19 protein-coding genes and 1 tRNA gene are annotated in these 20,599 nt (G+C 71.8%); 13 read left to right on the forward strand and 7 right to left on the reverse strand.

Features of this window, described 5'->3' with window-relative positions:
• Positions 1–98: 98 nt before the first annotated feature.
• From DEJ46_RS19325 to DEJ46_RS19335, 3 genes are all read right to left on the reverse strand, one after another.
• On the reverse strand, positions 99–404 hold the full coding sequence (locus tag DEJ46_RS19325) for a hypothetical protein (protein WP_055642378.1): 306 nt from the start codon (positions 402–404) through the stop codon (positions 99–101).
• A 427-nt stretch (positions 405–831) separates the two neighbouring features.
• Positions 832–1,356, reverse strand: coding sequence for an O-acetyl-ADP-ribose deacetylase (locus DEJ46_RS19330; protein WP_150274565.1), 525 nt, complete (start codon positions 1,354–1,356; stop codon positions 832–834).
• Between the two features lie 82 nt (positions 1,357–1,438).
• Positions 1,439–1,525: transfer RNA gene (locus DEJ46_RS19335), tRNA-Ser, on the reverse strand.
• A 166-nt stretch (positions 1,526–1,691) separates the two neighbouring features.
• On the opposite strand from DEJ46_RS19335, the gene DEJ46_RS19340 reads away from it, so the two are divergent.
• Positions 1,692–2,600, forward strand: coding sequence for an MHYT domain-containing protein (locus DEJ46_RS19340; protein WP_150268113.1), 909 nt, complete (start codon positions 1,692–1,694; stop codon positions 2,598–2,600).
• A gap of 79 nt (positions 2,601–2,679) precedes the next feature.
• Here the strand turns inward: DEJ46_RS19340 and DEJ46_RS19345 are convergent, their stop codons facing one another.
• A complete protein-coding gene (locus tag DEJ46_RS19345) occupies positions 2,680–4,164 on the reverse strand; it encodes a S1C family serine protease (RefSeq protein WP_190622752.1) in 1,485 nt (494 codons plus the stop codon).
• Between the two features lie 251 nt (positions 4,165–4,415).
• Between DEJ46_RS19345 and DEJ46_RS19350 the strand changes: the two genes are divergently transcribed.
• The 3 genes from DEJ46_RS19350 (at position 4,416) to DEJ46_RS19360 (ending at position 7,109) form a co-directional block, all read left to right on the forward strand.
• Positions 4,416–5,246: a glycerophosphodiester phosphodiesterase gene (locus DEJ46_RS19350; protein ID WP_150268116.1), complete on the forward strand. Its 831-nt coding sequence runs from the start codon at positions 4,416–4,418 to the stop codon at positions 5,244–5,246.
• An 81-nt stretch (positions 5,247–5,327) separates the two neighbouring features.
• Complete coding sequence (locus tag DEJ46_RS19355; RefSeq protein ID WP_150268118.1) at positions 5,328–5,930, forward strand: ATP-binding protein; 603 nt, start codon at positions 5,328–5,330, stop codon at positions 5,928–5,930.
• Between the two features lie 201 nt (positions 5,931–6,131).
• Positions 6,132–7,109: a DUF5926 family protein gene (locus DEJ46_RS19360; protein WP_150268120.1), complete on the forward strand. Its 978-nt coding sequence runs from the start codon at positions 6,132–6,134 to the stop codon at positions 7,107–7,109.
• A gap of 220 nt (positions 7,110–7,329) precedes the next feature.
• Here the strand turns inward: DEJ46_RS19360 and DEJ46_RS19365 are convergent, their stop codons facing one another.
• Positions 7,330–8,028 (reverse strand): hypothetical protein, encoded by a 699-nt coding sequence (locus DEJ46_RS19365; RefSeq protein WP_223834812.1) that lies wholly within the window; start codon positions 8,026–8,028, stop codon positions 7,330–7,332.
• Between the two features lie 187 nt (positions 8,029–8,215).
• Positions 8,216–8,923: a bifunctional DNA primase/polymerase gene (locus tag DEJ46_RS19370; RefSeq protein ID WP_150268121.1), complete on the reverse strand. Its 708-nt coding sequence runs from the start codon at positions 8,921–8,923 to the stop codon at positions 8,216–8,218.
• A 593-nt stretch (positions 8,924–9,516) separates the two neighbouring features.
• On the opposite strand from DEJ46_RS19370, the gene DEJ46_RS19375 reads away from it, so the two are divergent.
• Together DEJ46_RS19375 and DEJ46_RS19380 are read left to right on the forward strand one after the other, a co-directional pair.
• Positions 9,517–10,974, forward strand: coding sequence for a PP2C family protein-serine/threonine phosphatase (locus tag DEJ46_RS19375; RefSeq protein ID WP_150268123.1), 1,458 nt, complete (start codon positions 9,517–9,519; stop codon positions 10,972–10,974).
• A 136-nt stretch (positions 10,975–11,110) separates the two neighbouring features.
• Entirely contained in the window at positions 11,111–12,577 is a 1,467-nt protein-coding gene (locus DEJ46_RS19380) for an aminopeptidase P family protein (RefSeq protein ID WP_150268125.1), read from the forward strand.
• A gap of 90 nt (positions 12,578–12,667) precedes the next feature.
• On the opposite strand, the gene DEJ46_RS19385 is transcribed toward DEJ46_RS19380, so the two are convergent.
• Complete coding sequence (locus DEJ46_RS19385; protein WP_150268127.1) at positions 12,668–13,129, reverse strand: ATP-binding protein; 462 nt, start codon at positions 13,127–13,129, stop codon at positions 12,668–12,670.
• Positions 13,130–13,333: 204 nt separating this feature from the next.
• Between DEJ46_RS19385 and DEJ46_RS19390 the strand changes: the two genes are divergently transcribed.
• The 7 genes from DEJ46_RS19390 to pheA all read left to right on the forward strand — a co-directional run bounded on the left by DEJ46_RS19390 (position 13,334) and on the right by pheA (position 20,494).
• Positions 13,334–14,104 (forward strand): hypothetical protein, encoded by a 771-nt coding sequence (locus DEJ46_RS19390; protein ID WP_150268129.1) that lies wholly within the window; start codon positions 13,334–13,336, stop codon positions 14,102–14,104.
• A 113-nt stretch (positions 14,105–14,217) separates the two neighbouring features.
• Positions 14,218–15,015 (forward strand): YcnI family protein, encoded by a 798-nt coding sequence (locus DEJ46_RS19395; protein ID WP_150268131.1) that lies wholly within the window; start codon positions 14,218–14,220, stop codon positions 15,013–15,015.
• 36 nt (positions 15,016–15,051) lie between these two features.
• Positions 15,052–15,771 carry an SCO family protein gene (locus DEJ46_RS19400; protein WP_150268133.1) on the forward strand — a complete coding sequence of 240 codons (720 nt, stop codon included), beginning with the start codon at positions 15,052–15,054 and terminating at the stop codon, positions 15,769–15,771.
• Entirely contained in the window at positions 15,768–16,220 is a 453-nt protein-coding gene (locus DEJ46_RS19405) for a copper chaperone PCu(A)C (RefSeq protein WP_150268135.1), read from the forward strand. Before DEJ46_RS19400 ends, DEJ46_RS19405 begins: the two co-directional genes overlap by 4 nt.
• Before the next feature lie 24 nt (positions 16,221–16,244).
• Positions 16,245–18,197 (forward strand): copper resistance protein CopC, encoded by a 1,953-nt coding sequence (locus DEJ46_RS19410; RefSeq protein WP_150268137.1) that lies wholly within the window; start codon positions 16,245–16,247, stop codon positions 18,195–18,197.
• Between the two features lie 5 nt (positions 18,198–18,202).
• A complete protein-coding gene (gene efeB / locus DEJ46_RS19415) occupies positions 18,203–19,510 on the forward strand; it encodes an iron uptake transporter deferrochelatase/peroxidase subunit (RefSeq protein ID WP_223834813.1) in 1,308 nt (435 codons plus the stop codon).
• Between the two features lie 48 nt (positions 19,511–19,558).
• Positions 19,559–20,494 carry a prephenate dehydratase gene (gene pheA, locus DEJ46_RS19420; RefSeq protein WP_150268139.1) on the forward strand — a complete coding sequence of 312 codons (936 nt, stop codon included), beginning with the start codon at positions 19,559–19,561 and terminating at the stop codon, positions 20,492–20,494.
• Positions 20,495–20,599 lie beyond the last annotated feature (105 nt).

Raw genomic sequence — 20,599 nt, forward strand, 5'->3', positions numbered from 1 at the left:
CGGACGGCCCGCACCCCGGTACCGAAGTACCGGCGTACAGGCCGTCGTTCACACCGCGGTCACGCCCCCCGTCGGGCCGGCTCCCGTGCTGCTGCCGACTACCACCACGGGTAGAAGTTCACCACCGCGTTCGACTGGTCGATGTGGGTGAACGCGGAGCCGTTCACGCTGGCAGTGTTGTTCTGGTTGGAGGCACCGGAACCGGTCGCCACCTGCTGCGTGGTGGTCGAGTTTCCGTTGTTGTCCCCGCCCACACCACTGCCGATGATCGTGGCGACGCTCGTGTTCGATCCGTCGTCCGCGAATCCGCCGTTGTCGGCCTGGGCCACCCCGGTGAAGAGCGCGGCGGCGAGGGGCAGGGCGGCGGCAGCGGCGAGAACGCGGGCGGTACGGATGCTTGCCATGTCTGTTCCTCCGGGAACTGAAACTGATGCTTTGCACGGAACTGCTTCGAGAACTTCTCTGAACTCCAGCCATTACCCAGGCAGTTGGCCGACCGCCTCGGTCGTTGTGCTCGACGTCGCGAATCCAGAGTTGCCCACCGAATCCCCGGCGAACCACCCCGGAGCGGCTTATTCCCCCGCAAGCGTGAGGACAGGCTGATAAACCCCGGCGAAGCGAGAACGACGCAGCTCAGCCGACCGGAGGGGGGTAATCGGCCGGGAGGATCCGTGCACGGTAAGGGAGGAAGCGTTCCGGCAGATTTTCCGCCAATCTCTCTCTCGGAAAGGCGGCCCGGCGAGTCCGGGAAGCGCGGTATTCGAACTCACCGACGACGAGGGCGGAAGAGTTCTACGGACGCGCCCCGGTTTCCCGGTTTCCCGGTTTCCTCTACGGAAGGTCCTGCCTGCCGACCGCCGCCTCGAAGGCCGCGTACGCCCCCGCGTCGAACAGCACGAAGCGCACCTCCTCCACCTCGGTACGGGCGGCCCGCACGGTCTCCACGGCGATCCTGGCCCCGTCGTCCATCGGCCAGCCGTAGATCCCGGTGGAGATGGCCGGGAAGGCGACCGTGCGGTCGCCCAGCTCGTCGGCGACCCTCAGGGATTCGCGATAGCAGGAGGCCAGCAGGTCCGACCGGTCCTCGTCCCGCGACCAGACCGGCCCCACGGTGTGGATCACGTGCCGGGCCGGCAACCGCCCCGCGGTCGTCGCCACGGCCCGGCCGGTCGGCAGGCCCTTGCCGTAATGGGAGCGCCTCAGGTCCTGGCAGGCGGCGAGGATCTCCGGCCCGCCCTTCCGGTGGATGGCCCCGTCGACGCCGCCACCCCCGAGCAGCGACGAGTTGGCGGCGTTGACCACCGCGTCGGCCGCCTCGGCGGTGATGTCCCCCTGAACAAGCACGATCCGCACCATGCCGAGAACCTTCTCACCCATGAGAAAGGGGCGCCCCTGACGAGAGGCGCCCCTTCCGGTCAACTCGGGCGCTGACCTGGTGCGGTGGGTGTGGGATTTGAACCCACGGTGACATCGCTGCCACGACGGTTTTCAAGACCGTTCCCTTAGGCCGCTCGGGCAACCCACCTTCGCCCCGGCCCACCTGGGGTGGAGCGGGCTACAGCGTACCGGCTGGGGAGCGGGGTGGCGCTGGGTCGGCCGGGGAGGGGGCTGGGTTAGAGTCCCTTGTTCACAAGATCTCCACATATAGGGGTTTCGCGGCTTGTGCCGCGTGATTCCCGAAGGGTTGCAGGGTGCACGGCACGATCGACGGCTTCAGCTACGGCATGGTCACACCCCTGGTGGGCTATGTGATGGCCTGTCTGGGAAGCGCCCTGGGCCTGCGCTGCACGGTCAGGTCCCTGACTACCGACCGTGCGCGGAAGCCCGGTTGGCTTGCGCTCGGTGCGGCGTCGATCGGGTGCGGCATCTGGACGATGCACTTCATCGCCATGCTCGGCTTCCAGGTGCGGGAGGCACCGATCTCGTACGACACCGCCATGACGTTCCTCAGCCTCCTCGTGGCCGTGGCCGTCGTGGGCGTCGGCGTCTTCATCGTGGGCTACCTCGGCACCCGGCCGGCCCCGCTGCTCGTCGCGGGTCTGCTCACCGGGCTCGGCGTCGCCGGCATGCACTACCTCGGCATGGCCGCCCTGCGCATGAACGGGCAGCTCGCCTACGCCCCCGCCGTCGTCGTCGTGTCCGTCGTCATCGCCGTCGTCGCGGCGACCGCCGCGCTCTGGGCGGCCGTCTCGGTCCGCGGCTTCCTCGCCAGCCTCGGCGCCAGTGTCGTCATGGGCGTCGCCGTGACCGGCATGCACTACACGGGGATGGCCGCGGTCAGCGTGCGGGTCGACGAGGCGTCGCACGCGGCCGAGGTCTCCTCGCTCCTGAACGTGCTGCCGATGCTCGTCGGCCCGCTGATCTTCCTCGTCCTGGCCGCGGCCGTCGTCATGTTCGACCCACTGCTGATCATGGGCGACGACGAGCCTCACCGCCGCCGCCCGGCGCACCGGAAGGGGACTCAGGGCGGCGAATCCGGCGAGTTCCGCGAGTCCGGTGTCTCCCGGATCGACATCGGGGACGTCGCCGGCGACGAGGTGTGGGATCCGCGGGAGGCCGGCACCGAGACCCTCGCCTCTCCCGTCGGGTGGCGGTCGTGAACCCGGCGCGGGCATGACGTGGGGGAGGGGAACGCCTGGTGCCGGCGTTCCCCTCCCCCGATTCCGTACCGCAGAGGCCCTAGCTGTCGCCCGTGCGCTCGCCGAGGGTGACCGTGGCCGTGGCCGTCTTGCCGTCGCGCTCGTAGGTGATCTTGACCGAGTCGCCCGGCTTGTGGGTCCAGATCTCGCTGATGAGCGTGGGGCCGCTGTCGATCACATGGCCTCCGAAGCCCGTGATCACGTCGCCGGCCTTGAGCCCCGCCTTCGCCGCCGGGCCGTTCGGGGTGACCGAGGCAGTGCCGCCGGAGCCCTGGGCCGCGATCGTCGCGCCCTCGCCCTGCTCGGTCATGTTCACGGTCGCGCCGATCACCGGGTAGACCGGCTTGCCCGTCTTGATCAGCTGCTGGGCCACGTTCTTCGCCTGGTTGACCGGAATCGCGAAGCCGAGGCCGATCGAGCCGGCCTGGGACTGGCCGAAGCCGTTCCCGGTGGACTGGATGGCCGAGTTGATGCCGATGACCGCGCCGCTCGCGTCGAGCAACGGGCCGCCGGAGTTGCCCGGGTTGATCGAGGCGTCGGTCTGCAGCGCGCTCATGTACGAGTTGCCGCCGCCCTGGCCGTCGCCGGAGGCCACCGGGCGGTTCTTGGCGCTGATGATGCCCGTCGTCACCGTGTTCGAGAGGCCGAAGGGCGCGCCGATCGCGATCGTCGAGTCGCCGACCGCCACCTGGTCGGAGTTGCCGAGCGGCAGCGGCTTCAGCCCCTTCGGGGCGTTCGTGAGCTTCAGGACGGCCACGTCGTAGCCCTGGGCCCGGCCGACGACCTCCGCGTCGTACGTCTTGCCGTCGGAGAACGTCACGGAGAGCGCGCCGCCCTCCGCCGCCGACGCCACCACGTGGTTGTTGGTGACGATGTGGCCTTCCTGGTCGTACACGAAGCCGGTGCCCGTGCCGCCCTCGCTCTCGCCCTGCGCTCCGCCGGACTTCGCCTGGATCGTGACCACACTCGGCAGCGCCTTCGCCGCGACCGCGGCGACCGTGCCCGGGTCGCGCTTGAACGAGGCCGGTGCCTCGCCCGAGGAGACCGTCGTCGAGCCGGTGCTCTCGCCGTCGCCCCGCTGAGCCGCCCAGTAGCCGATGCCGCCGCCGACACCGCCCGCGACGAGCGCCGCGACCAGGACCGCCGCCACGAGGCCGCCGGTCCGCTTGCGGGGCGCCTCGGGAGCGACGGGCACGGGCGGGACGGGCGCACCCCAGGCCGGTACGGCCGGCGGGGGCGGGGGCCAGCCACCGGCCCCACCGACGGCAGCGGGCTCGGGAGCAGGGGCCGGGGGAGCGGCGGGCGGCACGAGAGCCGCGACCGTCGCGTGCTCAGGAGCCGGAGTCGGGACCGGTGCCGCGGCCGGGGTGGGCTCGGGAGCAGGGGCCTGTGCCGGTGTCTGCTCCTTCGCCATTGCCTCCGATGCCGGCGGCGCCGAAGGTGCGGGAGGGGTCGGAGGCGTCGGAGGGGCGGACGGGGCAGTCGGGTCCGCCGGAACCGCCGTGCCCTCGTTCTCGGTGCTCACAGCTCGCTCTCCTCGTCGACTGCTCATTGGCTGCTTGTTGACTGCTTGTTGACTGCTCTGTGACCGCTCGATCACTGCGCGGGGGTGGTCTTGGCTGGTCGCGCCTGGCTCAGGGTGTTGTCACCAGCTTTTCCCACAGCGCGTCAGGCCGCTGTAAGGCGGAGCTGTGCATCTGCGCCCCATCCTTTATATACGGACAGAACGGACAGCCCCCATGTGCTCGCCCTACCCGCCAATGGCACCATGACGCCGTGACTCACGCACGGCAGCACCCGAACAGCGCCCCGGTCCAGGTCGTCGCCCACCGCGGAGCCTCCGAAGACGCCCCGGAACACACCCTGGCCGCCTATGTGAAGGCCATCGAGGACGGCGCCGACGCCCTGGAGTGCGACGTCCGGCTCACCGCCGACGGCCACCTCGTCTGCGTCCACGACCGACGCGTCAACCGTACGTCGAACGGCCGCGGTGCCGTCTCCGCCCTCGAACTCGCCCACCTCGCCGCGCTCGACTTCGGCGTCTGGAAGGAACGGGAGGAGCGGGACGACGCCTCGGAGAGCCCCGACTGGGGAGACCCCGAGTACACCTCCGTCCTCACCCTGGAGCGCCTCCTGGAGCTCGTCTCCGACGCCGGGCGCCGGGTCGAGCTGGCCATCGAGACCAAGCACCCCACCCGCTGGGCCGGCCAGGTCGAGGAGCGGCTCCTCCAGCTCCTGAAAAGGTTCGGACTCGACGCCCCGGCGTCCCCCGACGACTCTCCCGTACGGATCATGAGCTTCTCGGCCCGCTCCCTGCACCGGATCGCCGCCGCCTCTCCGACCCTGCCGACCGTATCCCTCACCCAGTTCGTCACCCCGCGACTGCGCGACGGGCGCCTCCCCGCGGGCGCGCGCGTGGCGGGCCCGTCGATCCGGATCGTCCGCCACCACCCCGCCGTGATCCTGCGGCTCCAGAAGGCCGGGCACCAGGTCCACGTCTGGACGGTGGACGAGCCCGAGGACGTCGAGCTCTGCGTACGCCTGGGGGTGGACGCGATCATCACCAACCGCCCCAAGCAGGTGCTCGCCCAGCTGGGCCGCGACTGAGTTTCTGCCCCACTCGTCACACCTTTCCCAGGGCTTACAGGGAGTGCACCGGCGCGTTCAGCGCGTACTCGATCGTCACGAGTGCGACACGCCACGTGCCTTGGCCGGTTTCCGGTCCATTCCCTTGGGGCATCCACACCGTGGCGTGGGGCAAAGGAGGTCTCGGGGGTGGCGTTGGTGGTGGCACAAGAGGTGCCGACGTCGTCGAGCATGGCCGTTCCCCATGGCCCTGCCGGCGTGGGTGAGGCACGACACCGGATGCGGGACGAGCTGTATCGCAGCGGGGTGTCCGAATCGGTCGTCGACGACGCGGTACTGATCCTTTCGGAACTGCTCAGCAACGCCTGTCGCTACGGCAGGCCGCTGGGACGGGCGGAACGGGGCGAGGGCGATGTCCTGGCGGCCTGGCGGGTCGACTCGTCAGGTGGCCTGCGGGTCGAGGTGACGGACGGCGGTGGTCCCACGAGACCCGTGCCGTCCACTCCCTCGGTCACCGCACGCGGCGGACGCGGGCTGAACATCATCAGCGCGCTGGCCCAGGACTGGGGCGTACGGGACAGCGCGACCGGCGAGGTCACGGTCTGGGTCGTGGTCACCGAGGGACACCGCCGCGAGGACTTCGCGGCGCGCGTCGGCGGCGGCTCGGGCTTCGACTTCCTCGACTCGTACGACGATCTGGACTGACACCGGGGTACAGGCAGGCCGGGGGACAGGCGCGCCGGACACAGGCACGCCGGACACAGGCAGCACCGGGTACAGGCAGCACCGGGGCGCGGGGACACCGGGCCCCGCGCCCCGCCTGAGGAGCGGTGGTGCGCTGTGCGGCTAGGCTCGCGCCCGATACAGCACGCACCAGCACCGCCGCGATCGGGAGAAAGCCACACCATGGCCAAGAAGCGCCCCCAGACGAAGGCCGGCAAGGCCGGCCAGGCACAGGTCACGAGCGGGGAGATCCCGGTCGTCGGCGCGCGCGAGCCCTGCCCCTGTGGCTCGGGCCGCCGCTACAAGGCCTGTCACGGCCGGTCGGCCGCGCACGCCGTGACGGAGCTCGTCCAGCGCCCCTTCGAGGGCCTGCCCGGCGAGTGCGACTGGGTCGCGCTCCGCGAGCTCGTGCCCGCCGCCACCGTGCCGCTCACCCTGAAGGGCGTGCTGCCCGAGGGCGTGCCGTCCGTGACGCTCGCGACCGTGCTGCCGATGGCGTGGCCGGCGCTGCGCCGCGACGACGGCTCCGTCCTCCTCGCCCTGCAGAACGACTCCTCCTCCGGCGACCTCGCGCGCGACCTCGCCGACACCCTCCAGCGCGCCCTGGAGACCGAGCCGGGCACCCCGGTCCCGCCGCGCCGCGTGCCGGCCGAGGGGCCGCGCCTGCAGGAGCTGCTCGACGCGGACGCGCCGTTCGCCCCGGAGGTCCACACGGGCTTCGAGTTCTGGGTCCCGGCCTCCGCGGACGGTGCCGACCCCGAGGTCGCCGCCTCCCTGGAGCGCGCCAACGCCGCCGCGATCCCGACGGTCAAGCTGACCGGTGTGGACTCGGCGTACTGGTGCGAGACCCCGGACAAGAACCACCTGCGCTGGGTCATGCCGCACCCGGAGGAGAAGCTCCTCGACGCGCTCGCCCGGCTCCAGGCCGGCGAGGGCACGTCCCTCGGCGAGAACACCCGGCTCGTCGGCTCGTTCCGCGCCCACGGCCTCATGGTGCCGGTGTGGGACCTGCCGACCTCCATGACCGCGGAGGAGTGCGAGAAGCCGGCCGCCGAGTTCGCCGAGCGGCTCGCCGGAGCGCTCGCCTCGGACGCTCCGCTCACGGCCGAGGAGCGCCGGGCGCGCGGCGGCCTCACGAACCGTCAGGTGACTCTCAGCTGATACCCCAGGCGGTATCGGTGACTGACAGACCGACCAGTCGGTGACTTCCGCCACAACCCGGTCTGCGGGCGGGTAAATCCCTGTCCGAATAACCGAGATCGAATTTGCGAACAGCAGATCTCTTGTTACCGTTCTGGAAGCCCGGTCGCTGGTGCATCCCCCGTCGCCAGCGATCGGGCGTTTCCATGCCCGCCCCAGGCCGCGCCGGGGCGTTCGGCACTCAACTTCCTTCGGCGTCCGCCGTGTTGCTGCCCGACCTCAGCAGCAGCGGAGTGCTGCCCCCTTCGCCGGTACCCGCGAATTCCGCTACCGCCGTATACGCCGTGGCCTTGCCCTGACCGCGTTCCCTGGGCGTTTCACAGGTTCCCGGTTCGTCCTGCGCCGCGACCGGACAACGCACTTGTACGGTCCGCCCGCCGGGCGCCATCAGGGTCAGAAACGCGTCGAGTTCCTGCCCCGTCGCGTTCCGGTAGTACGTACGCGCCCAGGTGTCGGGCCCCTCGGCCAGGACGCAGGTCTGCGCCTCGATCCCCTCGGGAGAGGCGAGTTCCGGCCCACACTTCGTGATCCGCTCGGGGGCCACAGGAGCGGCGGAGGGGACGGATGTGGCGGCTGGGGCGGACGGGGAGACGGAGGGGGCGGAAGCGCGGCCGCCCTGCGTGGCACCGGCGGCCGAGGATTCCGCCGTACGAGGCCCACGCCCGAGCCCCAGGTCCGCCAACAGGTCCCCGTCGCCGGCACGGGCTCCGGTTCGGGCTCCGTCCCCGGACTTCGCGTCGCCAGAGCCGGCAGGGCCGGCAGGCCGTACGGGATCGCCCGAAGGTCCGGCCACCGCGACGATCGGCACGAGGACGGCGACCGCGACGGCCGTTCCGAGTCCGATCATGCGGAGTTTCGCCGGGCTCATCACCGGACTCATGCGACCCACCTGCTCTTTCGCCCGGAATCTTCGACGGGTGGGGCGAACATATCGGCGGCCGGCGGGCGCCCGGTCGGCCGCGCGCCCGATTCCCCTGCAAGTCGGGCCAGGACACACCCGTTCGGGTGAACGCGCCGCACCGCGCAGCCCCGCACCGCGCAGCCCGCACCGCGCAGCACCGCCCCGCTCAGTAAGTGAGCCGGCTCCCGCCGCCCGGTGTGCTCGTGCTCGCCTCGACCAGGGCGTCCACCACGGCCTCCACGTCCGGCAGCCACGGCCGGGCCGACCCGGCGAGCGGCGCCCGCTCCCACCGCACCTGCCCGCTCCCGGCGACCGAGGGCGGCAGCAGCAGATAGCCGCCCTCGCCGTGGAACCGCAGCGAACTGGGCACGCTGTCCTTCGCGTACAGCAGCTCGCCCAGCCGTTCGAGGCCGTACGGGGCGACGAGGATCGACCACCGCGTCGGGGTCGCCACCACCGGGCCGAGCCGCATGCCCATCGCGTCGAGCGCGGTCAGCGCCCGAGCTCCCGCCACCGCGGGCAGGCTCACCGCGCAGGGCGCGCCGCCGCCCGTGGCGAGCACCACCGGGGCCTCCGGCCGCTTGGTCCACCACCAGCGGATCATCCGCTCGTCGGTGGTGGCCGCGAGGAGCCCGGGGTCGAACGGGTGCGCGCCGGGCACCGCGCACTCGGGGTCGGGGCAGGCGCAGGCGGGCCCCGCGGCCGTGCGGGTCGTCGCGCTCAGGCCCACGCCCGGCAGGACGGGCCAGTCCCACTCGACCGCGAAGGCGACCGCGGCGTCGAGCCGGGCGGTCGTCGCCGCGCGCCGGAGCCGGAGCCTGCGTCGCCTGCCTCGCCTCACGAGGGGTCCCAGGATTCCGAGGATCTCGCGCATGAGCGCTCGTTCCTTTCCGTTGAACGCCGAATCCACATCACACCATGTGCAGATCTCTTCACCGTGCGTATCAGCGCGTACAGGGTCGGTGGCGCCCCGCCCCGCGCCGAAAGCGGGGTCGACGGGCCAGGTATGAACCGGTGGAGCCAGGTCGAGCCAGGGAGGAACCGGTGGAGCAGGTCAGAACCAGGTGGAGCCAGGTCGGAACCAGGTCGAGCCAGGTCGATCCGTATCGGTGCCAGATCCAAGCCGGGTCAGAACACGTTCCCCGCCACTGGGGGACGGGCCGAGGCCTGCGGCACGTAAGACGCCGGGGTTCCACGGCACGTTCCGGGGCAGCTCCAACTGCCCCTGCCTGTCATCGAGTACGTACCCAGCACGCTCGGAATGACGCGCTTTCAAACGACGCCAGTCGACCGCAAAAGGTGCACACCGGGGGCAATTTTCGGCCAACTTCTCGCGGACTTCAACCCCTGCGCCCAAGCTCACGGACACCACAAGTCCCATGGGGACAATGCTGGACATCGCTCCTCCCGTGCGTGTAGATGTGGATGCATCGAGCGGCGCAGAATGACATGGGGGTTTGCGATGCTATGGCGTCAAACGCACCGGTCGGAAAGCCGACTGACATGAGCGCCCCACACATGCCGAAAGTGGCCGGAATCGATTCCACGGTTCCCCACCCCCCGCACACTACGGCGCCCCTTCCCGGGGTCCCCGCGGCGGCGGCACCCGCCGACGCGGCCCTCCCGCCCGGCGCGCTGATCCAGGACCGGCTGGCCGGCTGGGTCTCCGACCTCACCACCCTCCACGAACTCACCGAGCGCCTCATCAGGACCTCCTCCCTCGACGAGGCCCTCCCCGAGGTGCTCGGCGCCGGGGCCGCCCTCGTCGGCGCCCGCCGTGGCATGGCCGTTCTCGAACCCGCCGACGGCCTCGGCCCCGCCACCACCATCGGCCTCGGGCTCGCCCACGCCGAGCTCGGCACCATCGAGACCGTCCCGCGCGGCGCCACCAGCTACGGCCGCCTCCTCGACGGCCTTCCCGATCCCGCCGACCCGGCCCGCGTCCCCGACCCGATCGCCGTCCGCGACGTCCGTACGGAGGAGGGCCTCGACCCGCGCCACCGCGAGGTCGCCGCCCGTCTCGGCTACGCCGCCAGCTACGCCCTCCCCCTCGCCACGGAGGAGGCCGGCCGACTGGGCGCGGCCGTCTGGCTCTACGACGAGCCCGCCGAGCCCTCCGAACGCCAGCGCCACCTCATCGGGCTCTACGGCCGCTTCGCCACCGAGCACCTCGCCCGCCTCCTCCAGGTCGAGCGTGCCCGCGCCCAGGTCGCCACCGTCGCCGAGGAGCTGCTCCCGAGCCGGCTCCCCCGCGTGCCCGGCGTCCAGCTCGCCGCGCGCCATCGCACCGGCCCCCGGGGCGGCGGCGACTGGTACGACGCGCTGCCGCTGCCCGAGGGCGCCCTCGGGCTCGCCGTCGGCTCCGTCTCCGGGACCGGCCCGAGCGCGCTGGCCGCCATGGGCCGGCTGCGCGCCTCCCTCCGGGCGTACGCGGTGATGGAGGGCGAGGACCCCGTCGCCGTCCTCTCCGATCTGGAGCTCCTGCTCCGGCTCACCGAGCCCGCGCGCTCGGCGACCGCGCTCTTCGCCTACGCCGAGCCCGCGCAGCGCCGGATCGTCCTGGCCGGGGCCGGGCACGCCCCGCCGCTGGTCATCGGCGACCACCGCACCGAGTTCGTCGAGACCTCGCTCTCGGCTCCGCTCGGGATGCTCTCCTGCTGGGAGGCGCCGAGCGTCGAGCTGTCCCCCGCCCCGGGAGAAACGGTGCTTCTCTACACGGACGGGCTGCTCCGCCGTACCGGCGACCCCATGGACCGGGCCTTCGCGCGCCTCCACGCGGCCGCTGCGAGCGTGCCGAAGGCGGACCGGGGCGACCCGGGCGCGATCGCCGACCACGTGCTGCGGACGCTGCTGCCCGAGGGCCTCGGCCTCGACACCGCCGACGACGAGGAGGACGTGGTCCTGCTCGCCGCCCGCTTCGAGTGACTCGCCCCCGCGACTCGCACCCGCTTCGAGTGAGCGGAATGTGACGCTCCGGTAATGGGTCTTCCGGCCCTGGGCCCCCTTCCGTACGACCGTACGATGGTGGGGGTTCAGTGTCGTACCAAGAGGAGGCAGACCCGTGGCCGAGGAGCTCACGCCGGAGACCCCGGAAGAGACGTCCGAAGAGCAGGCGATCAAGCAGCGGAAGAACGGCCTGTACCCGGGCGTCTCCGACGAGCTCGCCGAGAACATGAAGTCCGGCTGGGCCGACACCGAGCTGCGCGACCTGGCGCCCATCGCGCAGGCCGACAAGACCGCCGCGCGCCGCGCCGCGCTGTCCGCCCGCTTCCCGGGCGAGCGCCTGGTGATCCCCGCCGGGAAGCTGAAGACCCGGTCGAACGACACCGAGTACGCCTTCCGCGCCTCCACCGAGTACGCGTACCTCACCGGCGACCAGACGCAGGACGGCGTCCTCGTCCTGGAGCCCGTCGCCGCGGGCGGCCACCAGGCGACGATCTACCTGCTGCCGCGCTCCGACCGCGAGAACGGCGAGTTCTGGCTCGACGGCCAGGGCGAGCTGTGGGTCGGCCGCCGCCACTCCCTCACCGAGGCCGAGCAGCTCCTCGGCGTCCCCGCGAAGGACGTCCGCGAGCTCGCCGACCGGCTGAAGGAGGCCACCGGCCCCGTCCGCGCCGTCCGCGGCCACGACGCCGGCATCGAGGCGGCCCTGACCGACAAGGTCACCGCCGAGCGCGACGAGGAACTGCGCGTCTACCTCTCCGAGGCCCGCCTCATCAAGGACGACTTCGAGGTCGCCGAGCTCAGGAAGGCCTGCGAGGCCACCGCCCGCGGCTTCGAGGACGTCGTCAAGGTCCTCGACAAGGCCGAGGCGACCAGCGAGCGCTACATCGAGGGCACGTTCTTCCTGCGCGCCCGCGTCGAGGGCAACGACATCGGCTACGGCTCCATCTGCGCCGCCGGCCCGCGCGCCACCACCCTCCACTGGGTGCGCAACGACGGCGACGTCCGCTCCGGCGACCTGCTGCTGCTCGACGCCGGCGTGGAGACCAACGAGCTCTACACCGCGGACATCACCCGCACCCTGCCCATCAACGGCCGGTACACCGACCTCCAGCGCAAGATCTACGACGCCGTGTACGAGGCGCAGGAGGCCGGCATCGCCGCGGTGAAGCCCGGCGCCGCCTACCGCGACTTCCACGACGCCGCCCAGCGCGTCCTCGCCGAGAAGCTCGTCGAGTGGGGCCTCGTCGAGGGCTCGGTCGAGCGCGTCCTGGAGCTCGGTCTGCAGCGCCGTTGGACGCTGCACGGCACCGGCCACATGCTCGGCATGGACGTCCACGACTGCGCCGCCGCGCGCACCGAGGCGTACGTCGACACGACCCTCGCGCCGGGCATGTGCCTGACGGTCGAGCCGGGGCTGTACTTCCAGGCCGACGACCTGACCGTGCCGGAGGAGTACCGCGGCATCGGCGTCCGGATCGAGGACGACATCCTCGTCACCGAGGACGGCAACGTGAACCTCTCGGACGCGCTGCCGCGCCGCTCCGAAGAGGTCGAGGCGTGGATGGCCGGCCTGAAGGGCTGATCACCGCGATCACGCGTACGTTGGAGACGAAGGGCCCCCGCCGACCGACCGGCGGGGGCCCTTCCCCGTACCCGTACGCCTCTCCACCGCTCAGGCCATCAGGAGCGACGGCCCGTCCTTCCACTTGAGGATCTTGTCGAAGCTGACGACCGCGCCGCCCCGCCCCGAGCGGTTGCCGAACTGCACGTGGTCGGCGAGCTCCTCGATCAGGCGCAGCCCCCGGCCGTGCTCGGCGTCGTCCGAAGGGGCCGTCGGCGCCGGCCTCGTCTCGGCACCGGGGAAGCCCGGTCCCGAGTCCGCCACCTCGATACGGCAGGTCTCGCCGTCCAGGTAGGCCGTCACCCGGTACGCCCTGCCCGTCCCGCCGGCCTCGCCGTCGACACCACCGCCGTGCTCGACCGCGTTCGCACAGGCCTCGGTCAGCGCGACCGACAGCTCGTACGACACATCGGGATCGACCCCCGCGGTCTCCATCGTGCCCAGCAGAAGCCGGCGGGCCAGCGGCACGCTCGCGGCCTCGCGCCGCAGATGGAGTGACCACCAGATGCTCATGCTCCAGCCTCCCGGCAGCGGCTCGACATACCGATACCTATTGCCGGACGGAACCCTTCGTAAGCCCCCGAAGGCGACAAGAGCGCTCGTTCGGCGGATGCACCGGGCCGGGACGCCGGTGTATGTCACCCCGAAGGCGCCCAAGAACGACCTTACGGACCTGCCTCATGGCGGGTGTGCCCCTGGTGCGATGATGGGCCCGCCATGACTGCCCCCGCGCTCGCTCCACGGCTGCTGAGGGCCGCGGTGTTCACCGCGGTCTGCGTCGTGCTGTCCGCGCTGGGACACGCCCTCGCCGCCTGTGCGGGGATCGCGCTGTGGACCCTCGCCGCCGGCTTCCTCGGAGTCTTCGGGGTCACCGTCCTCTTCACCGGACGCGACCGCTCCCTCGCCTTCGTCGTCGGCGCCCTCGCGGCCGGGCAGCTCGGTCTGCACACCCTCTTCAGCCTGGGTCAGCGCCCTCTCGCGCTGAGCCCCACGGCCGACGACGTGCTCGTGCGGATGGCCGCCAAGCTGGTCTGCGGGGCGGGCACCGGGGCCATCAGCCCGGCCGACGCCGCCAGGATCGTCGGCGACGCCGGGCTCACCCCGGCCACCGCCCACGGCCACATGGCGCACACGGCGGCCCCGGCCGACGGGCTCCTGCCCGGACTGCCCATGCTCCTCGGCCATCTGCTCGCGGCAATCGCCGCGGGCTGGCTGCTGCGCCGCGGCGACCGGGCCCTGGTCCGGCTCGTCGACCTCTCCGAGCAGGGTGCGGCGGAGCTCGCCGAGTGCGCCCTCGTGCGCTCGCTGCGGGCCGCCCTCCGTCTCGTACGGAGCCTGCTCGCCGGACTGCCCACGACCCCGCACGCGGGATCGCGGCTGCCCGCCCGTACGGCCTTCGACTCCTCGCCGCCGCCTGTGTTCGAGGCGCTCGAGGACACGGTGATCAGGCGCGGCCCGCCGGCCGCCGACTGCGTCCTCGCAGCCTGACGCGGACCGCTCACCTGGAGCGGCGCCGCGTACACCCGCGCGCCTCGACCGGGGTACCGCCCCTCGGCGCGCCGGGTCCCGTCGTCCTCCTCAGAGTCGGAGTGTCTTCTGCCATGACCGTTTCCGTTTCCGCCTCCCGTGTCGCCCTCGCCGGTGGCATCGCCCTTTCCTCCGTCGTGCTGCTCTCCGGCACGGCCTTCGCGCACGTCAGCGTGCAGCCGCAGGGCGAGGCCGCCAAGGGCGGCTACGCCACCGTCAACATCAAGGTCCCGAACGAGCGCGACAACGCCTCCACCGTGAAGCTGGAGGTCAACTTCCCGCTCGACCACCCGCTGGCCTCCGTCATGCCGCAGCCCGTCCCCGGCTGGAAGGCCGAGGTGACGAAGAGCAAGCTCGGCAAGCCGCTGGAGCTGCACGGCAAGAAGATCAACGAGGCCGTCTCCAAGGTGACGTGGACCGCCGACGGCTCGAAGATCGGCCCCGGTCAGTTCCAGCAGTTCCCGCTCTCCCTCGGCCAGCTGCCCGAGGACACGGACCAGCTCGTGCTCAAGGCCATCCAGACGTACGACAACAAGGAGATCGTGCGCTGGATCGAGGAGGCGAAGGAGGGCGCGGAGGAGCCGCAGAACCCGGCCCCCGTCCTGAAGCTCTCCGCCGCGAGCGGCGACCACCACGGCGCTGCCACCACCGCCCCCACCACGGGCCCCTCGGCCTCCGCCTCCGCCTCCGGTGACGCGAAGGCCGGGCACGACGGCGGCCACGAGGAGAAGACGGCCGCAGCTTCCTCTTCCTCTTCCTCTTCCTCTTCCTCCTCCGACACCACGGCCCGGATCCTCGGCGTCATCGGCATCCTCGTCGGCATCGCCGGCGTCGCCTTCGGCGTCCTCGCCGGCCGCCGCCGCTCGGCCTGACGGCCGCACCCTCACCCGAGAACCGAAAGAAACACCATGTCTCAAGAGAAGACGTCCGGGTCGGGCACGGCCCGCCCCGGACGGCGCACCCCGCTGATCGTCGCCGCGGTCGCGATCGTCGCCGCGCTCGGCATCACCGCGGCCGTCGGCCTCGGCGGCAACGACGACAAGGCCTCCGGCACGGGCTCCAGCTCGGTCGCCGAGGTCTCCGGCGCCGAGGACTCCACCAAGGCCGCCACCGTCCTCGACCGGCCGTTCACCAAGCCCTCGCTCGTCCTCACCGACACCAAGGGCCAGAAGTACGACCTGCGAGAGCGGACCAAGGGCAAGCTGACGCTCATCTACTTCGGCTACACGCACTGCCCCGACGTCTGCCCCATGACGATGAGCAACATCGCCCTCGCCAAGAGGGAGCTCCCCAAGGCCGACCAGGACAAGCTCCAGGTCGTCTTCGTCACCACCGACCCCGAGCGTGACACCTCGGCCGAGCTCGCCAAGTGGCTGCCCGCCGCCGGCGACCCCACCTTCACCGGTCTCACCGGCGACTTCTCCGCCATCCAGGCGGGCGCCCGCTCGATCGGCATCGGCATCGACCCGCCCAAGAAGGAGGGCGACAAGGTCATCTCCATGCACGGCGCCCAGGTGATCGCCTTCTCGCCCACCACCGACCAGGGCTACGTCCTGTACGGCGAGGACACGACCGTCGAGGAGTACGCCAAGGACCTGCCGAAGCTCATCAAGGGGGAGAACCCGTGAACCGCCGCACCACCGCCCTGACCGCCGCCGTCGCCCTCGCCGCCTCGCTCGCGCTGACCGGGTGCTCGTCCGACGGCGACAAGCCCGAGCTGAAGGTCAGCGGTGCGTTCATGCCGCAGCCCGTGATGGACATGGCCGGTGGCTTCCTCACCATCACCAACGCCGGCGGAGCGGCGGACAAGCTCACCTCCGTCACCAGCCCCCTCTCGGACGACGTCACGATCCACGAGACGAAGGACCAGAAGATGGTGGAGGTGAAGTCCTTCGACATCCCCGCGAACGGGGAGCTGAAGCTCGAACGCGGTGGCAACCACATCATGTTCATGGAGCTGAAGAAGAAGCCCAAGCAGGGCGAGAAGGTCGGCATCGAGCTCCACTTCGAGAAGTCCGACCCCATCAAGGTCGACGTTCCCGTCGAGGCAGCCAACCACAACCCGCGGCAGCACTGAGCTCGTTGACGGAGTGACACAGAGATGACAACCACCGCCCCGCGCCTCGGTACTGCCGTGGCCCGGCTGCTGATCCTGGCGGCCGCGCTGCTCGGCACGCTGCTGGCCGGCGCCGCCCCCGCCTCCGCGCACGCGGCGCTCACCGGAAGCGACCCGAGGGACGGGGCGGTGGTCGCCACCGCTCCCAAGGAGGTCAACCTGACCTTCTCCGAACAGGTCGCCATGAGCGCCGACTCGATCCGGGTTCTCGACCCGGCGGGACGGCGGGCCGACACCGGCGAGATACGCGACCTGTGCAGCGGTGCCATTGTCCGGTACGGAGTCGGGCTCCGCGCCGGACTGCCGGACGGTACGTACACCGTGGCCTGGCAGACCGTGTCCGCCGACAGCCACCCGATCGCCGGCGCCTTCACCTTCTCCATCGGTGCTCCTTCCGCCACCTCCGTCGCACTGCCCGAGTCGAACGCCGGCGGCGGACTCGTCGGCGCCCTGTACGGCATCGCGCGCTACCTCTCGTACGCCTCCTTCGCCGTCCTCGTCGGCGGTGGCGCCTTCGTCCTGGTCTGCTGGCCGCGCGGGGCGGGCGTCCGCCCGGTCCAGCGGACCGTGGTCCGGGCCTGGCTGACCCTCACGGTCGCCACGCTGGCGATGCTCCTCCTCCGCAACCCGTACACCGGCTCCGGCGAGCTCTCCGACGCCTTCGACCTGGCGGGCCTGAAGTCCGTCCTGGAGACCAAGACCGGGGCCGCGCTCACCTCCCGTCTGCTGCTGCTCGGCGCCGCGGCGCTCTTCGTCGCTGTCCTCTTCGGCTCCTACACCCGCCGCACCGACCCGAAGGAGCGCAAGGACCTCACCTTCGGCCTCGGCCTCGGCGGCACCGTCGTCGCCGCGGGGATCGCCGGTACCTGGGCGCTGGCCGAGCACGCCTCGACCGGCATCCAGCCCGGCATCGCGATGCCCGTCGACATCCTGCACCTGCTGGCCGTCGCCGCCTGGCTCGGCGGACTCACGGTGCTGCTCGTCGCCCTCTACCGGGCCCCCTCCGTCGAACGCTCGGCGGTGGAGCGCTTCTCGAAGGTCGCCTTCGGCTCCGTGCTCGTCCTCGCGGCCACCGGCCTCTACCAGTCCTGGCGCCAGCTCGGCTCCTGGTCCGCGCTGACCGACACCCGCTACGGGCAGCTGCTGCTGGTCAAGATCGGCCTGCTGGCCGTGCTCCTCGGCATCGCCTGGATCTCGCGCCGCTGGACCCAGCGCCTCGCCGACCCGGCACCCTCCGAGACCGAAGCAACCTCCGAGGCCGAAGCCGAAGCCGAGACCGGAACCGCCTCCGAGACCGAAGCCGAGACCGGAACCGCCTCCGAGACCGAGGCCGGAACCGGAACCGCCTCCGGGACCGACCCCGTACGAGCCGCTCAGCTCGCCCGGCAGCGCGCCGCCGTCGCCACCGCCCGCCGCAAGCGGGAGCGGGACGCAGACCCCGAGCGGACGGGTCTTCGCCGCTCGGTGCTGACCGAGGCCGCAGTCGCCGTGGTCCTCCTCGCCGTGACCACCGTCCTCACCTCCACCGAGCCCGGCCGCACCGAGGAGGAGGCCGGCCGGACCGGCTCCACCGCCGGCTCGGCCGCCGTGCCCGACCGCCCCGTGGACATCCGGCTGCCCTTCGACACCGGCGGCGTCGACGGCAAGGGCGTCGTCCGTCTCAGCCTCGACCCCGGCCGCACCGGCGCCAACGCTCTCCACCTCTTCGTCGAGCGCCCCAACGGCAAGCCTCTGGACGTCCCCGAGGTCAAGGTCGCCTTCACCTTGGAGGCCAAGGACGTCGGCCCGCTGCCCGTCGCCCCCGACCGCATCCAGACCGGACACTGGAGCGCGAACGGCGTCCAGATCCCGATGCCCGGCGAGTGGAAGATCCAGGTGACCGTCCGCACCTCCGACATCGACCAGACCACCATCGACAAGAACGTGAAGATCGGCTGACCCTCGTGACCGAGAGCGACAACAGCGGCAACAGCGACAGCAACCGCGACGACAACCCTGTGGAGATCTCCCGACGGCGGCTGCTCGGCACCGTCGGTGCCGCGGGTGCGACCGGACTCGTCATCGGCGCGGCGGGCGGCGTCGGGATCTCCTCGGCGGTGTCGGGCGACGACACTGCGGGGGGCTCCGGCGCGGGCGGGCCGCAGGCCCTGACCTCCGTCGGCGCGACCGAGGTGATGTTTCACGGGAAACATCAGGCCGGCATCACCGAGCCCCTTCAGTCCCGCGGCCATCTGATCGCCTTCGATCTCGCACCGGGTGCCGGGCGCAAGGAGGCCATGGCCCTGCTGCGCCGCTGGTCGGCCACGGCGAAGGTCCTGATGGCGGGGAAGGCCCCGGCCGAGGACACGGGCATCGCGCTCGACGCAGGTCCCTCCTCCCTGACGGTCACCTTCGGCTTCGGCCGTACGTTCTTCGATCGCACTGGGCTGACCTCGCGCCGCCCCGACCAGCTCGACCCTCTGCCCGCCTTCTCCTCCGACGCGCTCGATCCCCGGCGCTCCGAGGGCGACCTGTGGGTGCAGATCGGCGCCGACGACGCGCTCGTCGCCTTCCACGCCCTGCGGGCCGTCCAGAAGGACGCGGGCGACGCGGCCCGGGTGCGCTGGCAGATGAACGGCTTCAACCGCTCGGCCGGCGCCACCGCGAAGCCGATGACCGCGCGCAACCTCATGGGTCAGGTCGACGGCACGGGCAACCCGAAGCCCACGGAGCCCGACTTCGACCGGCGGATCTTCGTCCCGGCCGGGGCCACCGGCGCCCAGGACTGGATGGCCGGGGGTTCGTACGCGGTGGTGCGGCGGATCCGGATGCTGCTCGACGACTGGGAGAAGCTCCCGCTCGACGGGCAGGAGAAGGTGATCGGCCGCCGGAAGTCCGACGGTGCGCCGCTCACCGGCGGCAGAGAGACCACCGAACTCGACCTGAACAAGTTCGGGCCGGACGGGAAGCTGGTCATCCCGGACAACGCCCACTCCCGGATCTCCGCCCCCGAACAGAACGGCGGGGCGGCGATGCTCCGCAGGCCCTTCTCCTTCCACGACGGGATCGGCCCGGACGGGACACCGGACGCCGGGCTCCTCTTCATCTGCTGGCAGGCCGATCCGTTCCGGGGATTCGTCCCGGTGCAGCGCAAGCTCGACCGGGGCGACGCGCTGTCCGCATTCATCCGGCACGAGTCGAGCGGCCTCTTCGCGGTCCCGGGCGGCCCCGCCGAGGGCGAGTACGTGGGCCAGCGACTCCTGGAGGCGTAACCCCTCGGGCAGGCGGCCGGCGCGCCCGGCGACCATTAGGGTGACGGTATGTCCGCCACCCGGTTCACGTACCTCGGCCCCGAAGGCACCTTCACTGAGGCCGCGCTGCGTACGCTGCCCGAGGCCGCGACCCGGGAGCTCATCCCGATGGTCTCGGTCCCGGCCGCGCTCGACGCCGTACGGAACGGGGAGGCCGCCGCCGCGCTCGTACCGATCGAGAACTCGGTCGAGGGCGGGGTGACCGCGACGCTGGACGAGCTGGCCTCCGGCGAACCGCTGACGATCTACCGCGAGGTGCTGCTGCCGATCGCCTTCGCGCTGCTCGTGCGGCCCGGGACCAAGCTCTCGGAGATCAAGACGGTCACGGGCCATCCCGTGGCCCAGCCGCAGGTCAGGAACTGGCTGCGGGCGCACCTCCCCGACGCCCTGTGGGAGTCGGCCGCTTCCAACGCGGACGGGGCCCGACTGGTCCAGGAGGGCCGCTTCGACGCCGCCTTCGCGGGCGAGTTCGCGGCGGCGACGTACGGTCTCGAGCCGCTCGTCACCGAGATCCACGACGCGGAGAACGCCGAGACACGGTTCGTGCTCGTGGGCCGGCCGGCCCGGCCGGCGGCTCCGACCGGCGCGGACAAGACCTCGGTGGTGCTGTGGCTGGGTGACGATCATCCGGGTGCCCTCCTCGAACTGCTCCAGGAATTCGCGGTGCGCGGGGTGAACCTGATGCTGATCCAGTCCCGGCCCACGGGAGCGGGGATCGGGAACTACTGCTTCGCCGTGGACGCCGAGGGACATATCTCGGACCGCCGGGTGGGCGAGGCACTGATGGGGCTCAAGCGGATGTGCCCCAAGATCCGCTTCCTCGGCTCGTACCCGCGGGCGGGCGTCGCGATCGAGGACGTGTCGCCGCTGCGGCGTGGGACTTCGGACGTGGAGTTCACGGAGGCCTCCGACTGGCTCGCGAGGGCCCAGGACGGTCGGGCCTGACCCGATACTGACCGACCGCTCCCGCCGCCCGGAGCGGTCGTCCACAGGTACGAACAACTAGTCCTACCTGCATACTTTTCAGTTACCCACAGAGGTTATCCACAG

Source organism: Streptomyces venezuelae, assembly GCF_008642375.1.
Lineage (GTDB): Bacteria > Actinomycetota > Actinomycetes > Streptomycetales > Streptomycetaceae > Streptomyces > Streptomyces venezuelae_G.

What these genes read in the sequence shown, in the direction of transcription:
- DEJ46_RS19325 (WP_055642378.1), bottom strand. Translation starts at nt 404, where the DNA reads ATGGCAAGCATCCGTACCGCCCGCGTTCTCGCCGCTGCCGCCGCCCTG.
- DEJ46_RS19330 (WP_150274565.1), bottom strand. Translation starts at nt 1,356, where the DNA reads ATGGTGCGGATCGTGCTTGTTCAGGGGGACATCACCGCCGAGGCGGCC.
- DEJ46_RS19360 (WP_150268120.1), top strand. Translation starts at nt 6,132, where the DNA reads ATGGCCAAGAAGCGCCCCCAGACGAAGGCCGGCAAGGCCGGCCAGGCA.
- DEJ46_RS19365 (WP_223834812.1), bottom strand. Translation starts at nt 8,028, where the DNA reads ATGAGTCCGGTGATGAGCCCGGCGAAACTCCGCATGATCGGACTCGGA.
- DEJ46_RS19370 (WP_150268121.1), bottom strand. Translation starts at nt 8,923, where the DNA reads ATGCGCGAGATCCTCGGAATCCTGGGACCCCTCGTGAGGCGAGGCAGG.
- DEJ46_RS19375 (WP_150268123.1), top strand. Translation starts at nt 9,517, where the DNA reads ATGGCGTCAAACGCACCGGTCGGAAAGCCGACTGACATGAGCGCCCCA.
- DEJ46_RS19385 (WP_150268127.1), bottom strand. Translation starts at nt 13,129, where the DNA reads ATGAGCATCTGGTGGTCACTCCATCTGCGGCGCGAGGCCGCGAGCGTG.
- DEJ46_RS19390 (WP_150268129.1), top strand. Translation starts at nt 13,334, where the DNA reads ATGACTGCCCCCGCGCTCGCTCCACGGCTGCTGAGGGCCGCGGTGTTC.
- DEJ46_RS19395 (WP_150268131.1), top strand. Translation starts at nt 14,218, where the DNA reads ATGACCGTTTCCGTTTCCGCCTCCCGTGTCGCCCTCGCCGGTGGCATC.
- DEJ46_RS19400 (WP_150268133.1), top strand. Translation starts at nt 15,052, where the DNA reads ATGTCTCAAGAGAAGACGTCCGGGTCGGGCACGGCCCGCCCCGGACGG.
- DEJ46_RS19410 (WP_150268137.1), top strand. Translation starts at nt 16,245, where the DNA reads ATGACAACCACCGCCCCGCGCCTCGGTACTGCCGTGGCCCGGCTGCTG.
- pheA (WP_150268139.1), top strand. Translation starts at nt 19,559, where the DNA reads ATGTCCGCCACCCGGTTCACGTACCTCGGCCCCGAAGGCACCTTCACT.